General features: G+C 68.9%; 12 protein-coding genes and 1 pseudogene. 8 read left to right on the plus strand and 5 right to left on the minus strand.

All coding sequences use genetic code 11. The features are described 5' to 3' along the window. Positions 1-11 precede the first annotated feature (11 nt). Entirely contained in the window at positions 12-338 is a 327-nt protein-coding gene (locus BN3906_RS11170; RefSeq protein WP_066588365.1) for a helix-turn-helix domain-containing protein, read from the minus strand. Between the two features lie 148 nt (positions 339-486). Between BN3906_RS11170 and BN3906_RS11175 the strand changes: the two genes are divergently transcribed. The 3 genes from BN3906_RS11175 to BN3906_RS11185 are packed head-to-tail and all read left to right on the plus strand — an operon-like array spanning position 487 to position 3,400. Next, the gene (locus BN3906_RS11175; RefSeq protein ID WP_066588368.1) at positions 487-1,632 is read left to right on the plus strand and encodes a FecCD family ABC transporter permease; all 1,146 of its coding nucleotides are present in this window, start codon (positions 487-489) and stop codon (positions 1,630-1,632) included. Beyond that, positions 1,629-2,651 carry an ABC transporter substrate-binding protein gene (locus BN3906_RS11180; protein ID WP_066588372.1) on the plus strand — a complete coding sequence of 341 codons (1,023 nt, stop codon included), beginning with the start codon at positions 1,629-1,631 and terminating at the stop codon, positions 2,649-2,651. The genes BN3906_RS11175 and BN3906_RS11180 overlap by 4 nt, the downstream gene beginning before the upstream one ends. Beyond that, positions 2,648-3,400 carry an ABC transporter ATP-binding protein gene (locus BN3906_RS11185; protein ID WP_066588375.1) on the plus strand — a complete coding sequence of 251 codons (753 nt, stop codon included), beginning with the start codon at positions 2,648-2,650 and terminating at the stop codon, positions 3,398-3,400. The genes BN3906_RS11180 and BN3906_RS11185 overlap by 4 nt, the downstream gene beginning before the upstream one ends. A gap of 27 nt (positions 3,401-3,427) precedes the next feature. Here BN3906_RS11185 and BN3906_RS11190 read toward each other — a convergent pair whose 3' ends face one another. Together BN3906_RS11190 and BN3906_RS11195 are read right to left on the minus strand one after the other, a co-directional pair. Then, positions 3,428-3,637, minus strand: coding sequence for a hypothetical protein (locus BN3906_RS11190; RefSeq protein WP_066588377.1), 210 nt, complete (start codon positions 3,635-3,637; stop codon positions 3,428-3,430). Next, positions 3,634-4,176 (minus strand): hypothetical protein, encoded by a 543-nt coding sequence (locus BN3906_RS11195; RefSeq protein WP_261796990.1) that lies wholly within the window; start codon positions 4,174-4,176, stop codon positions 3,634-3,636. The genes BN3906_RS11190 and BN3906_RS11195 overlap by 4 nt, the downstream gene beginning before the upstream one ends. Positions 4,177-4,585: 409 nt before the next feature. On the opposite strand from BN3906_RS11195, the gene BN3906_RS11200 reads away from it, so the two are divergent. After that, on the plus strand, positions 4,586-5,560 hold the full coding sequence (locus tag BN3906_RS11200) for a hypothetical protein (protein WP_066588379.1): 975 nt from the start codon (positions 4,586-4,588) through the stop codon (positions 5,558-5,560). An 83-nt stretch (positions 5,561-5,643) separates the two neighbouring features. Here BN3906_RS11200 and BN3906_RS11205 read toward each other — a convergent pair whose 3' ends face one another. Continuing rightward, positions 5,644-6,810, minus strand: a complete 1,167-nt coding sequence (locus BN3906_RS11205; protein WP_162620193.1) for a hypothetical protein — start codon at positions 6,808-6,810, stop codon at positions 5,644-5,646. Positions 6,811-7,514: 704 nt separating this feature from the next. On the opposite strand from BN3906_RS11205, the gene BN3906_RS11210 reads away from it, so the two are divergent. Further along, entirely contained in the window at positions 7,515-8,774 is a 1,260-nt protein-coding gene (locus BN3906_RS11210; protein ID WP_078057507.1) for a YibE/F family protein, read from the plus strand. Here the strand turns inward: BN3906_RS11210 and BN3906_RS11215 are convergent. Continuing rightward, entirely contained in the window at positions 8,752-9,432 is a 681-nt protein-coding gene (locus BN3906_RS11215) for an XRE family transcriptional regulator (protein ID WP_078057388.1), read from the minus strand. The two genes, BN3906_RS11210 and BN3906_RS11215, sit on opposite strands and share 23 nt — an antisense overlap. Here BN3906_RS11215 and BN3906_RS15375 point away from each other — a divergent pair. The 3 genes and pseudogenes from BN3906_RS15375 to BN3906_RS11230 form a co-directional block, all read left to right on the plus strand. Next, positions 9,431-10,834, plus strand: a pseudogene (locus BN3906_RS15375) (MFS transporter); the annotation flags it as partial. The gene BN3906_RS11215 and the pseudogene BN3906_RS15375 overlap by 2 nt on opposite strands. Positions 10,835-11,024: 190 nt before the next feature. After that, positions 11,025-11,216, plus strand: a complete 192-nt coding sequence (locus BN3906_RS11225) for a hypothetical protein (protein ID WP_147592942.1) — start codon at positions 11,025-11,027, stop codon at positions 11,214-11,216. 21 nt (positions 11,217-11,237) lie between these two features. Continuing rightward, positions 11,238-12,923 carry a bifunctional NAD(P)/FAD-dependent oxidoreductase/class I SAM-dependent methyltransferase gene (locus BN3906_RS11230; protein ID WP_066588394.1) on the plus strand — a complete coding sequence of 562 codons (1,686 nt, stop codon included), beginning with the start codon at positions 11,238-11,240 and terminating at the stop codon, positions 12,921-12,923. Positions 12,924-12,927: the final 4 nt, after the last annotated feature.

Below are 12,927 nucleotides of genomic sequence, written 5' to 3' on the forward strand. Positions count from 1 at the left end.
TCCTGGGCCCGTCAGTGGGCGTGGGTTCCCCCGAGGTGGTGCAGCAGCCTGTGGACCCTCTCGTCGGTGAGTGCGTAGCGCATCATCCGTCCGTCCCGGTGCGCGGTGACTATCCCCGCCGTCGTCAGCAGCCGCAGTGCCGCGGAGGCGGTCGCTGTCCTGACGCCTGCTCTCTCGGCCAGCTCGGACATGCTCAGGGTGCCGGGGCCGGCGTAGTGCAGGAGGGTGAGCAGGCGTAGGCGGGTCGGGTCACCGAGGAGGCGGAAGGTTTCGGCCCAGTCGTCGGAGAGCGCGCACAGGTGGGCGAGTGGGTCTGCGTGTGCGTCGCCGCCGGTCATGGCTCCGGATTCTAGTCCTGCGTCGGGTCGGGTGCCCTGAAAAGGACGGGGACCCCTCCCCCGGGCCGTGTTACCGTCAGGTAAAACCTTCATTCAAACAGTCGATTGAATGTGCAAATGAGGAGGTCCGCCGGCTAGCGTCAGAGCGGTGACCGTACTCGCCGACCACCACAGGACCCGTCCCGGTGACCGGACGCCGGACGCCCTCGGCTTCACGGCCTCCCACCGCCGCACCGTGTCCTGGGTTCTCGTGCTGACGGTCGTACTCGTCGTCAGCCTGGTGTTCAGCGTCGGATTCGGCTCCGTCCACGTCCCCCCCTCCGATTCCGTCCGCATCCTCGCCCACCACCTCTTCGGCGCCGGCCCCGACCCCGCCGGCGACGGTACAGGTGGACAGGCGTCCGACCTCGCCAGGGACGACGCCGTCATCTGGACCATCCGCGCCCCCCGGGCAGTTCTCGGCGCCCTGGTGGGGGCGGGTCTCTCAGTCGCCGGAGTCATTCTCCAGGCGGTTGTCCGCAATGTCCTGGCCGACCCGTACGTGCTCGGGGTCTCCTCGGGTGCCTCGGTCGGCGCCGCCGGAGCCATCACCCTCGGCGTCGGGACAGGTGCGACGGCCGCTCTCGGCGACTACGCCCTGCAGACCAGCGCCTTCCTCGGGGCACTGGTGGCGTCCGTCCTGGTTCTCGGCGTGGCGAGGACCGCCGGTCGTTTCACGGCCGACCGGCTTCTCATGGCAGGCATCGCCGTCGGATACGCCCTGTCCGCCCTGACGAGCTTCCTCGTCTTCGCCTCCGATTCGGCGGAGTCGAGCCGGTCGGTGATGTTCTGGCTCCTGGGGTCCCTGGGCCTGGCGTCCTGGTCGGGCCCGCTCGCCGCCGTCGCCGTCGTGGTGGTGTCCGGTGCGGTGATCCTGGCCGTGGCAGGTCCGCGGGTCGACGCCCTGAACCTGGGCGACGGTACCGCCCTGACCCTGGGGATCAGTCCGGAACGGCTGCGGCTCGGACTGATCGTCCTGTCCTGCCTCATCGTCGGAGCAGTCGTGGCGATGGCCGGGGCGATCGGTTTCATCGGCCTGGTGGTCCCCCACCTCGCACGGCGTCTCGTCGGGGGACGCCACCGTGCCCTCACCCCGGTCGCCGCCCTGCTCGGCGCGGTGCTGCTGAGCTGGGCTGACGTCGGTGCCCGTACTCTGCTCGCCCCGCAGGAGATCCCCGTCGGCATCATCACGGCACTGGTCGGCGCGCCGTTCCTGCTCCTGCTCATCCACCGTATGCACCGGAAGGAACCATGAACCACATTTCCAGCATCGTCTCCACCGTCGCCGCGGCCGCCGTGGCCGTGACCCTGGCGTCCTGCTCCGACAGCGGATCCGGGACCACCGAGGTCCGTAACTGCGGTGCCACCGTGAGCTTCGACCATGTCCCGGAGAACGTCACCCTGCTCAAGAGCGCCGCAGTGCCGACACTGCAGCATCTGGGCGTCCTCGACAGGGTCCACGCGAAGGCGGGCGTGTTCCCCACCGGGTACTACGACGACGCCACGAACAGTGCCCTCGCGGCCGTCCCCTCGATCACCGACAAGCTGAACCCGGAAGGCCATGTGCAGGTCAGCCGGGAGGAGGTCGTGGCCACCGGGGCAGATCTCGTACTCGGGGCGACGGACACGGTCAACGCGCAGACCCTGGCCTCCTCCCACATTCCTCTGATCGAGGAGCCCGCGTTCTGCGGAGCACTCGACGAGCCGGCGAACTGGGACGATGTCTGGGACCAGATCCGGCTGTACGGCACGGTCTTCGACCGGGGTCAGGACGCCGACTCCTACATCTCTGAACTGCAGGAACGCCTCGAATCACTGCCCGGGCCGGCCGAAGGAGCCCCGCGGCCGCGGGTCGCCGTCCTCTACCCGACCCCGGGCGGAGGAACGACCTACGCCTACGGGGCCGGGTCGATGGCCACACCCGTCGTGGAGAAGGCGGGGGGTGAGAACGTGTTCGCTGATTCGGCGGACCGGGTTTTCGAGGTGAGTGCCGAAGAAATCGTGGACCGCAACCCGGATGTCGTCATCGCCCTGCATTCCGCGGAATCCGGTCCCGATGACGGAGACGCCATGGTCGCGGCCGTCACCGCCCTGCCCGGGATGGACCGGACCACCGCCGGGCAGGGCCACCGGATCATGCCCCTGATGCTGAACTACGCTGAGCCTCCGACCCCCCTGGCAGTGGACGGTGTGGAGAAGGTCGCCGGGTTCCTCCGGGACGGGTCGGCGACAGGCCCGTCGACAGAGGCGGAGGCCCCGGGGGACGCCGGATGATCGAGGCCCGTGACCTCGCGGTCCGTTTCGGTCCGGTGACCGCGGTCGACGGGGTCTCACTGACGGTCGCCGACCACGGTGTCCTCGGACTGGTCGGCCCCAACGGCTCAGGTAAGACCACGTTGCTGCGCTGTCTCTACGGTGCGCTGGGACCGACATCGGGTGATGTGCTCCTCGACGGCACGTCACTGTCTGCGATGCACCGGCGGGCGGTGGCCCGGCGGATCGCCGTCGTGGCGCAGGAGCACCACGACCCTGCCACGCCGATCTCGGTGGCGGAACTGGTGATGCTGGGACGTCTGCCGCACCAGGGGATCATGGCTCAGACCACCGACGAGGACCGGACCACGGTGGTCGGGGCCCTCGAGTCCGTGGGACTGGGCGCACTGGCTGCCCGGGACGTCGCCGTCCTGTCCGGAGGAGAGCGTCAGCGGGCGTTGATTGCCCGGGCGCTGGCCCAGCAGGCGGGGCATGTCCTGCTCGACGAACCGACCAACCACCTGGACATCCGCTTCCAGCATGATGTTCTGGAGCTGGTCAGTGAACTGCCCGGGGCCGCCGTGGTACTCCACGACCTCAACCTCGCCGCCCGTTACTGCGACCGGATCGTCGTGCTGGACGCGGGGAAGGTGGTGGCGGCCGGTACCCCGTCCCAGGTGCTGGTCCCGGAGATCCTGGAACCGGTGTACAAGGTCCGTGTCAGGAGAGTGGAGTTCGACGGGGAGATGCACCTGCTGTTTCCCCGCTGAAGCCCAGCGCGGTTCCGAGCGGGCAGGTCACATGTAGATCGTCATACAGATGATGAGCCCGATGAGCATCAGGGCTCCGAGGATCATCGTGACGACGTCGGCGTTCGAGGAGTACGGGATCTCCTGCTGTTCAGCCTGGAGTTCCTCCTGCCTGCGCAGGGCCTCCTCATATGCGGTGGGATCGTCGGTGTCACCGGACCGGGCGGTGGAACGGGCGGAACTGTTCGTCTCGTTCATGAGGCCAGCACCTTCGTCATCTCGTGGATGATCGTCCCGATACTTATGACGTATATCAGAGCCATGAACCAGGTGTAGACCCACTTTCCCTGGTGGTCGGTCTTCCAGAACCGACGGACACCGAGCCAGCCGTTGACGAGCGCGACCAGGCACAGGGCGATGCTGATCGGTGAAGCCAACGAGCCCATCACGCTGAGAATCGGAATCAGTACCGGGATGATGACGTAACTGATGGTGCAGCGCACGGCGGAGACGACGATCGCCCACCGGAAAGCGCGGTGGGCGGCGCGTACTTCTTCGGTGTCGATCTTGTCGACATCCGCCGGGCTGATCCGGAGCATCCGCAGCATGAACCGGTCAGCGCGGGACCTCGGGGCGGACACGGCCCTGTGGGGGCGGTCGTTCGACTGCTCCGCCGGTGACCCGGCACTCCGCGTGCCCCTGACCTGCACGTCAACGACCGGTGAGACTTCACCGGTTGTCAGTGCGGGCACTCCCGTGACGCCGTGACCCGTGGCGACCTGGCTGGTGGTGGACATGGGACCCACGTTAGCAGCGTCCGAGGCGGCGTTCCTAACTACGCACAACACTGTGACGAGTCCGTGACCAGTGTGAACGGGAACCCCCGTAGAGCTCAGCAGGACCACCGCCGGGCGTGGGGAAGCCGGGTCACCGTCGTGGCCCTGCTGCCGGCCAGGCTGCCGGCCAAGCTACCGGCCCTGCTGGCGCTCGGCGGCTCCGGGCGTCGCCGGGTCCCCTGCCGGCACCTCTCCCTCCGATACCCCCCTCCGGGGGGAGTCGTGGCTAGAGTGTCATCTGTACGACGGATGACGGACGACCGGTCACCCCTGCCACGCTGACCGCACCGACCGCACTGCCGCGACTGACACCGACGATCCGACCGATCCCACCGATCCCACCGATCCCGACGACAACTGAGGACGCCTCATGCCCCAGGACCCGACACAGCGCGATCTCACGGCCGCGGAACTCCAGGGTGCGAGAAACCGTCTCACCCTGTCCCCGGAGCTGGTCAGGCGTGTCGCCGTCCTCGGAGGCTACGACGCCCACGACGCCTTCAGCGACAAGCTCACCGATGTCGTCGACGTCACCGATCTCATCGAACTGCTCGTCACCGCCCAACTCGGGGAGACGGAACCCGGCCGGACCGCCGCGCGGCAGGTGGAGTCGGAGCGTGCCCGCAGGATCCTCGAACGGATCGCCACCGGGCAGACCCTGACCCGGCAGAGCGTGCACGACAACCTGCCCTCCGAAACCGTGGTCCTGTTCCGGATGGGCCCTCCGCGACTGTGGGGGTACGCGGTGCGGCAGCGTACCCCGCGCAATGCGGGGAATGCACTGCCTGCCAGGGTGCCCGCCGATCCCACCGGGACATGGGCCTCCCCGGAGGAGGCGTGGCTGGGCTGGCACATCACCGACGCCTCTGACCTGGACGAGCTTGCCACGGTGGTTCCCGGGGTACTCCACGACAATGACCTCAACCGGAGACTGCGCCTGGGAATGTCCCTGTCTGACGGTCCTGACCAGGTGTGGAGTTCTGCGCGGGGGCACTGGAGCATCAAACCGGAGACGACGTACATCGTCCCGTCCCGCTACGGCTGGTGCCCCTATGTCTTCCGGATCCCCGACGGCGGCTGGCGCGGCGACGAGTTCGAGGGCCACCGCACCCGCTACATGGCCGAACGCGGTTACTGGATCGACGTGGACAACGGCCGGCTCGTGGAGATGGGTGAGCCCGACCCCGACAATTCCTGGCTGCCGAGGATGTCAGTCAGTGACGAAGCCCCCACGGAGACCGACATGGCCGTCGCCGGACTGCTCACCGACAGGGTCCTGCGCCTCGGCGCAGCCGGAAAGAATCCGGTGATTCGGCTACGGCAGCGGGGACGCCGCCTGTTCTGAACACCTGTTCCGGACACCTCTTCCGGACACCGTTTCCGGACACTGTTTCCGGATGGCAGCGCCCGGACACTTCCGAGAGGCCGCTACCGGTGGTCCGGGTACCCGCCGGAGAAGCCGCCGAACTGCGGGTTCTGCCGTCCCTGTTCCTGAGGTGCCGCGACCGACGGACCGAAACCCTGCGGACCGGAAGTCTGCTGAGGTAGCAGTCGCCGGCTACCGCCGATGATCCCGAACTGTGCGAGCAGGTACACCACCGCGACCGCCAGGAGGACCAGGCTGAGGAACAGCGAGGCGAAGATCCCGGGCGATACATCGGTGCTGTCAATGAGTCCCGCGGTGGGATCCTCGCCGCCCCACTCCCGGAGTGCTCCCAGGTCACTCAGTAGCCCGACCAGGGTGTACACCGTCGACAGTGCCGCACCTCCGGTGAGAAGCACCGCCCCGGCCAACGTCCGACCGGTCGCTGCGACCAGGAGGACACCGCCGGCGACAAGGACGATGACCGCGGACGCCGTGAGCAGGGCGCCCAGGTTCACGTCCGTCACCGAGAGGGTCTCTCCACCGGCGTACATGTCGAAAGTCCGGCGTCCCAGACCGTCGACACCGATGCTGAACCTGCTGCCGGAGTCTTTCTCTGTCACTGTCCGCCAGTCCAGGAGGTAGCTGCCGGTGAGCAGCAGAAGAAGGAGGACCGACGAGGACGCCACATACAGCGGACGCAGGAGGCCGGACACCGGGGCACGGGTGGCAGCGGGCAGCAGCGGTCCCGGGCCGGACAGGAGGTACAGCAGACCCACCGCCAGTGTCGCCAGGCTGACGAGGACGGCGAAGATGAGACCGAAGCGGACGCCGAAGTCGAGCGGGGTGTCACCCGCAGCCGCATTCATCGTCAGCCCCATGAAGTTCTCGTCCATGCCGAAGTCCGTGACCAGCGACAGGAGCCCGTAGAGCAGCCCGACGCCTCCAGCAACGGTCAGACACAGGGCGGCGATCCGCCGGTACACCGACGTCAGTGCCAGCACCGCGGCAGCTGCGACGAGCAGCACCACCACGAGGGAGAGGAAGAACCAGGGGGTGGCCAGGCTACGGGCGGATTCGCCGTCGGAGAAGATCTTCTGTATCCCGAAGCCGTTGACCAGGGCAGAACCTCCGTCATCTTCCACGGCTTTCTTCCAGTTCAGCGAGTAGCTCAGCACGGTGAGCAGGAGCAGTACCCCTGCGGCAGCCCCAACTGTCACAGGAGTGAACATGCCGGTCGTCACACCGGGCTGACCGGAGTGCGTCGCCGGCGGGACCGACGGTGACGACGGTCCCGTCGGTGCCTGTACCGGAAGGCCCGACCAACGACCCGGCTGCTGCGGGGGCTGTCCGGTCTGACCGGCATGCCCGGTCCGCTGAGGTGGGGTGTTCCACTGTGGTGCCTGAGGCCGGTACCGGTCCTGCCACTGGTCCTCCGGCCCGTCGGGCCGTCGATGGTCCGCCATATTCTCCTTCTCCCTGTGACACCCGCACATTTCCGGCGAATGCCTGTCGACGTCATTCCAAGGCACACCTTACTTACTGTTTCTTCTGTTATCACCGGCACCTTCTGTGTCCCCTCTCCGTCTCCTACCATTTCTTCCGCCCGTCTGCCGCCTCCGGGAACCGGACCCGGACGCAACCGCGGCCCGGCGCAGATCCGGAGTTGGCCCGACGCGTGGCAGACTGGTCGGGACAGCCCGGCAACCGGGACCACTGCATCTGGCTCACCAGATCAACCCCAGAGAAAGGCAGCTCTGACGTGGGACGACACCATGCAGCCCCGGAACCCGACCGACCGGAGTCCCCGGCTGCGGCGCCGACCCCGGCGGAGCCGGGGGTTCACCCGCACGGTCCTGACCGTGACCGCACCTCCCCCCGTTCCCCCGAGTCTGACCCCGAGTCTGACCCCGGACCCGTCCACCGGAGCGGGCACGTGCACAGCCACTCCCACGACACCGGACCGTGGATCTCGGACCCGCGCAAGATCGTCTGGACCGCGCCACGGGTGATCCTGGCGTCCTTCCTCTTCCTCGGCGCCGTGGCCACCGTCATCGCCGTGACGCTCCAGTGGCCCCACGGAAAAGCAGTCACCAGCGACAACTTCCACCAGACATCCAACCTCGCCCAGCAGGTCGCCGAAGGCACGGTCGCCCTGGAAACCTCCGGCTCCTGCTCCTCGGCGCAGATCGGCCGGACGTTCACCTCCGCGCCCGCCACCGAACAGGTGCCCGCCGGCACCCGGGCCTGCGACCAGCTGATCGTGGACATCACCGACGGACCCGACGAAGGAACCCGCACACTGCTGGCCTCACCTAACGCAGACGGTGACGCCGACGTCAACATCGGCGACAAGGTCCTGCTGTCCACCACCACCAACCAGGACGGGACCCGCTCCTACGCCTTCCAGGACTTCCAGCGGGGAACCCCCCTGTGGATCTGGCTGGCGGTCACCCTGCTGGCCATCTGCGTGGTCGGCGCATGGCGGGGAGTGAGGGCGATCGTGGGACTGGCGATCACCCTCGGCGTTATCGCGGTGTTCCTGCTGCCCGCGCTCGCCCGCGGCGGCAACCCCGTCACACTGGCGATCACTGCCTGCGCGGCGGTGCTGTACCTGGTGCTCTTCCTCGTGCACGGGATGAACTGGAAGACGGCGTCCTCCCTGGGAGGCACTCTCGTGGCGATGATGCTGGGCACCGGACTCGCCGCCCTGGCCATCGACACCTCGGAACTGAGGGGCCTCGCCGACGAGAACAACTTCCAGATCCTGCTGTACCTCCCCGGGGTGCAGGTCACCGGACTGCTGCTCGCCGGATTCATCATCGGCACCCTCGGCGTGCTCAACGACGTGACAGTCGCCCAGGCCTCCACGATCAGTGAACTCCAGGCGGCGGACCCGGACGCCTCCCGCTGGAAACTGTTCACCACCGCGATGCGGGTGGGACGCGACCACCTGGCGTCGACGGTGTACACCCTGGTGCTCTCCTACGCCGGCGCCGCCCTTCCCCTGCTGGTCCTGCTCAGCGTCTCCGGCCGCTCACTGAACCACATCCTCACCTCCGACATCATGGCCACCGAGATCCTGCGCTCGGCGACCGGGTCCCTGGCTCTCGTCGCCGCGGTGCCGTTGACCACCGCGATCGCCGCCGTCACCACGACCGCGAAGACCAGGGTCAGGGCCGGGACAGCCGGGTGACCGGGCCGTGGCCCTGAGGGCCGAACAGGTGCAGCAGTTCCACAGTGGTCTGCCCCACCGGTCCGAACCAGTGCGGAGTCAGTGGGTCGAACCGGGCCGTCTCCCCCGGCTGCAGAACAAGCTCCTCCACGATTTCCCCACCTTCCCTGCCTTCCCTGCCTGTCTCAGGATCACCGAAAAGCAGGCGCAGTGAACCTGCCAGGACGTAGAGCCAGGCATACCCGGGGTGGCTGACCAGGCGCGGTTCGCGGGGACCGAGGACATGCTTGAACACCTGCACCCTGCCCGGGTACCCGGTGAGGGGGACGATCACGCTGCGGTCCGAGGACGGTCCGGTGAAAGCCCGGGGCTTCAGGTTCACCCGTGGGTCACCGGTCTGCGGCGGGTCCACCATCTCGTCGAGGCTCACCCGGTACACACGGGCAAGGGGGATGAGCAGGTCCAGGGTGGGCTGCCGTCGGCCGGTCTCCACCCGGGACAGCACACTGACCGACAGCCCTGACCTCCTGCCCACTTCGGCGAGGGTGAGCCCGCGCCCCCGGCGCAGTGCCCGGAGCCTCGGACCCACCGCGCTGAGGACAGCGGAGAGCTGGGCAGGTCCACCGGGGCTGCGCCCGGTGTTTCCGTCGACACTGTGGCCGGTGGCGGGGTCGGTCATGCTCACAGTGTCCCAGAATTCTCCGGGGGTGTCCCGCAGCGGGCCTGTGGCGGACGGCCCTCCCCTGCGCCCTCTCCTGCGCCCTCTCCTGTCCCCGTCCTGCACCTTCCTGACCTTCTTGCAGTCTCCGCAAGAAACCTGGTTCCCCGGGGCCGGCCGGCCCCATGATGTGGACGCGACATCACCTGTTCCCCAGCCACCCTGCCCCGGAGATCCCGTGCACCCGTCACAGACCACAGCAACCGCGCTCTCCCCCACCCGACGGTGGACGGTCCTGGCGGTCTGCGCCTCCGCGCTGTTCCTCGTCGGGCTGGACACCACCGTCGTCACCGTCGCCCTCCCCGCGGTCGGCGACGGACTTCAGGTCGACCCCGGCCAGCTGGCCTGGGTGGTGGACGCCTACACCGTCCCCTTCGCCGGACTGCTGATCACCTCCGGGGCCCTGGCCGACCGGTTCGGACGCCGACGGGTGTTCTGCACCGGACTGGTCATCTTCGCCGCGGCGTCCCTGGCCTGTGCCCTGGCACCGACGGCCGGGATGCTCGTCACGGCGCGCGCGGTCCAGGGGGTCGGCGCCTCGATGCTCTCCCCGGTCGCCCTCGCGATCGTGGTCAACGTGATCACCGAACCGCGGGAGCGTGCCCTGGCGGTCGGGGTGTGGGGGTCGGTGTTCGGGCTGAGTACTGCCGTGGGCCCGGTGGCCGGAGGTCTGCTCACCGATACGGTCGGGTGGCAGGGAGTGTTCTGGATCAACATTCCCCTGGTGGCCGCGGCACTGGCGCTGGTGGCACGGTTCGTTCCGGAGTCACGGGCCGGACAACCGCGGCGTCCTGACATTCCCGGACAGCTGCTGCTGACACTGCTGCTGGTGTGCGGGGTGGGACTGCTCATCGAAGGACCCCGTCTCGGATGGTCTTCCCCGGTCACCGTGACAGCTGTCCTGGTCCTGGTGGTGACGGTGCCGGTGTTCGTCCTCACCTCGTCCAGGCGTGCCGAACCGCTGCTGGACCCGGGACTCTTCCGGTTCCTGCCGTTCACCGGGGCGGTCGTCTCGGCGGTCGTGGTGTTCACCGCGTTCAGCGTGATGCTGGTCCTGACGACTGTCCTGCTGCAGGACGCCTACGGCTGGTCCGCCACCGCCGCCGGAACCGCTGCCCTGCCGGCCGCGCTCGGTGCCTTCGTCGGTGCCCCGGTGTCCGGACTCCTGGTCGGGAGGACAGGGGCGGGGACGCCACTGCTGGTCTCCGGTGCCTGTCTGGCTGCGGGCGGACTGCTGCTCAGCGTCGCGGCCGGCGACGGCGGTGTCGACCGTGTCCTGCTGTCCGCCGGCTGTCTCCTCACCGGTACCGGGGTGGGCCTGTCCAGTTCTCCGCTCACCACCACGGCGGTGAACAGTCTTCCCGCGGACCGGGCGGGCGTGGCAGGGGGTGTGACCTCGACGGCGAGGCAGGTCGGTACGTTCCCTATAATCAACTTGGTTCGTATAAGAGCTAGTTTCCGGTCACTTTGGGGAATTCCCGTGGCCGTGAGGCGGTCACTTCGCCAAATTTCGGTCTCACCTCCTCCGATGTCGAGTCCCTTTATGGTTCTGCGTGGCAGGGGGTGTGACCTCGACGGCGAGGCAGGTCGGTACCGCTGTCGGGGCGGCGGTCGCAGGAGCGCTGGCCGCCGGCGGCCCCGGGGCGTGGACCGGCACTCTCGTCACCGCGGTCTGCGGGGTCGTCGTCATCGTGGTGACCCTGATCTGTTGCCGGTCCGGCAACACGCATTGCGGTCCGCGGTGAGGGTGGTGCAGTCTGGCGACCATGCATCAGCACACCACCATCGCGACCGCCTACGACGTGATCATCGTCGGTGGCGGAGCAGCCGGCCTCAGCGCCGCCCTCACCCTCGGACGCGCACGTCGCCGCGTCCTCGTCATCGACTCCGCAGCCCCCCGCAACCGCTTCGCCGGCCACATGCACGGCGTACTCGGCCACGACGGGCTTCCCCCGCTCGACCTGCTGGAAGCCGGCCACCGGGAACTGGAACGCTACGACGTCACCGTCACCACCGGAACCGTCGCACAGGTCGGCGACATCGTCCGGGGACTGAAGGTCACCTGTGCCGACGGGACCGTGGAGTACACGCGTGCGCTGCTCCTCGCCGGTGGAGTCGACGACGAACTCCCGGATGTCCCCGGACTCGCCGAGCACTGGGGAGACACCGTGTTCCAGTGTCCCTACTGCCACGGATGGGAGGTCCGGGACCGGCGCATCGGAGTTCTCGCGACCTCCGGGAGCATCGCCCACTACGGGATGCTGCTGAGACAGTGGACCGACCGTCTCACCGTCCTGCCGGTGGGCGAGGCCGGCACCGCGGCGCTCAGGGACATGGACGAGGACACCCGCGCACGGTTCGCCGCCCGCGGCATACGGTTGACCGGGTCCCCGGTGACCGAGGTCCTGTCCTCCGGCGGAACCCTCACCGGGGTGCGGACCGCTGACGGCAGCGTCCACGAACTCGACGCCCTGGCTGTCGTCCCTGTTCCCCGGCCCCGCGACTCCTGCGTCGCCGGCCTCGGCCTGGACCGGACGCAGGTCCCGGGATCGGGCAGCTTCCTCACCGTCGACCCGGCCGGCAGGACCGGGCACCCGCGGATCTGGGCGGCGGGCAATGTCGTCCAGCCCTGGCTGAATGTCCCGATGTCCGGCGGACTGGCCACGATGACGGCGTCCGCCCTGAACCTCGCGCTCATCGAGGAGGACACGGACGCCGCCGTGCGCGCCACCGAACCACACCGCGGACGCCCGGAGATCGCCGACGCCGGCTACTGGGAGAGCAGTTACGCCGGTGCCCGGCCCCGCTGGAGCGGACGCCCGAACTCCGCCCTCGTCGACTACCTGACCAGGTACCTCGGCGAGGACGCCACGGGCGGAGCCGCCCACGCGACCGGAGCGGCCGGAGCTGCCCACGCGGCCGACATCGGATGTGGTGAAGGCGCCGACGCGGTCTGGCTCGCCACCCACGGCTGGACAACCACCGGAGTCGAAGTCTCCGGAACCGCACTGGGACGCGCGCGTGCCCTCGCCGAGAAGGCCGGAGCAGGCGACCGGGTGGAGTTCACCGCAGACGGCCTGGTGGGGTACAGCGACGCCGTCAACAGCGGGACCAGGCCACGCCCGGATCTCGTGACCGTCAGCTACCTGCACTCACCGTCACAGGCCGACCGTGCTTCCCTGCTGCACACCGCCGGTGACCTCCTCGCCCCCGGCGGCCATCTCTTCGTCCTCTCCCACATCCTCCCCGGGGACGACTCCGGCGCACCTGCCGACGCCGGCGGACACGGCTCCACCGGCCCGGACCGTGCTGCCGCGGTATCCACGGTTCCCGGACTCGACCCGGAGGACTGGACGGTGGTCGCCGGCGGCGCCCCGGAACGCGACGAGATCCTGCCGGACGGTTCGGTCGCCCGGTCACGTGACCGTGCGCTGCTGCTCCGTCGACGCTGACACC

This window comes from Corynebacterium provencense, assembly GCA_900049755.1.
Taxonomy (GTDB): Bacteria; Actinomycetota; Actinomycetes; order Mycobacteriales; family Mycobacteriaceae; genus Corynebacterium; species Corynebacterium neomassiliense.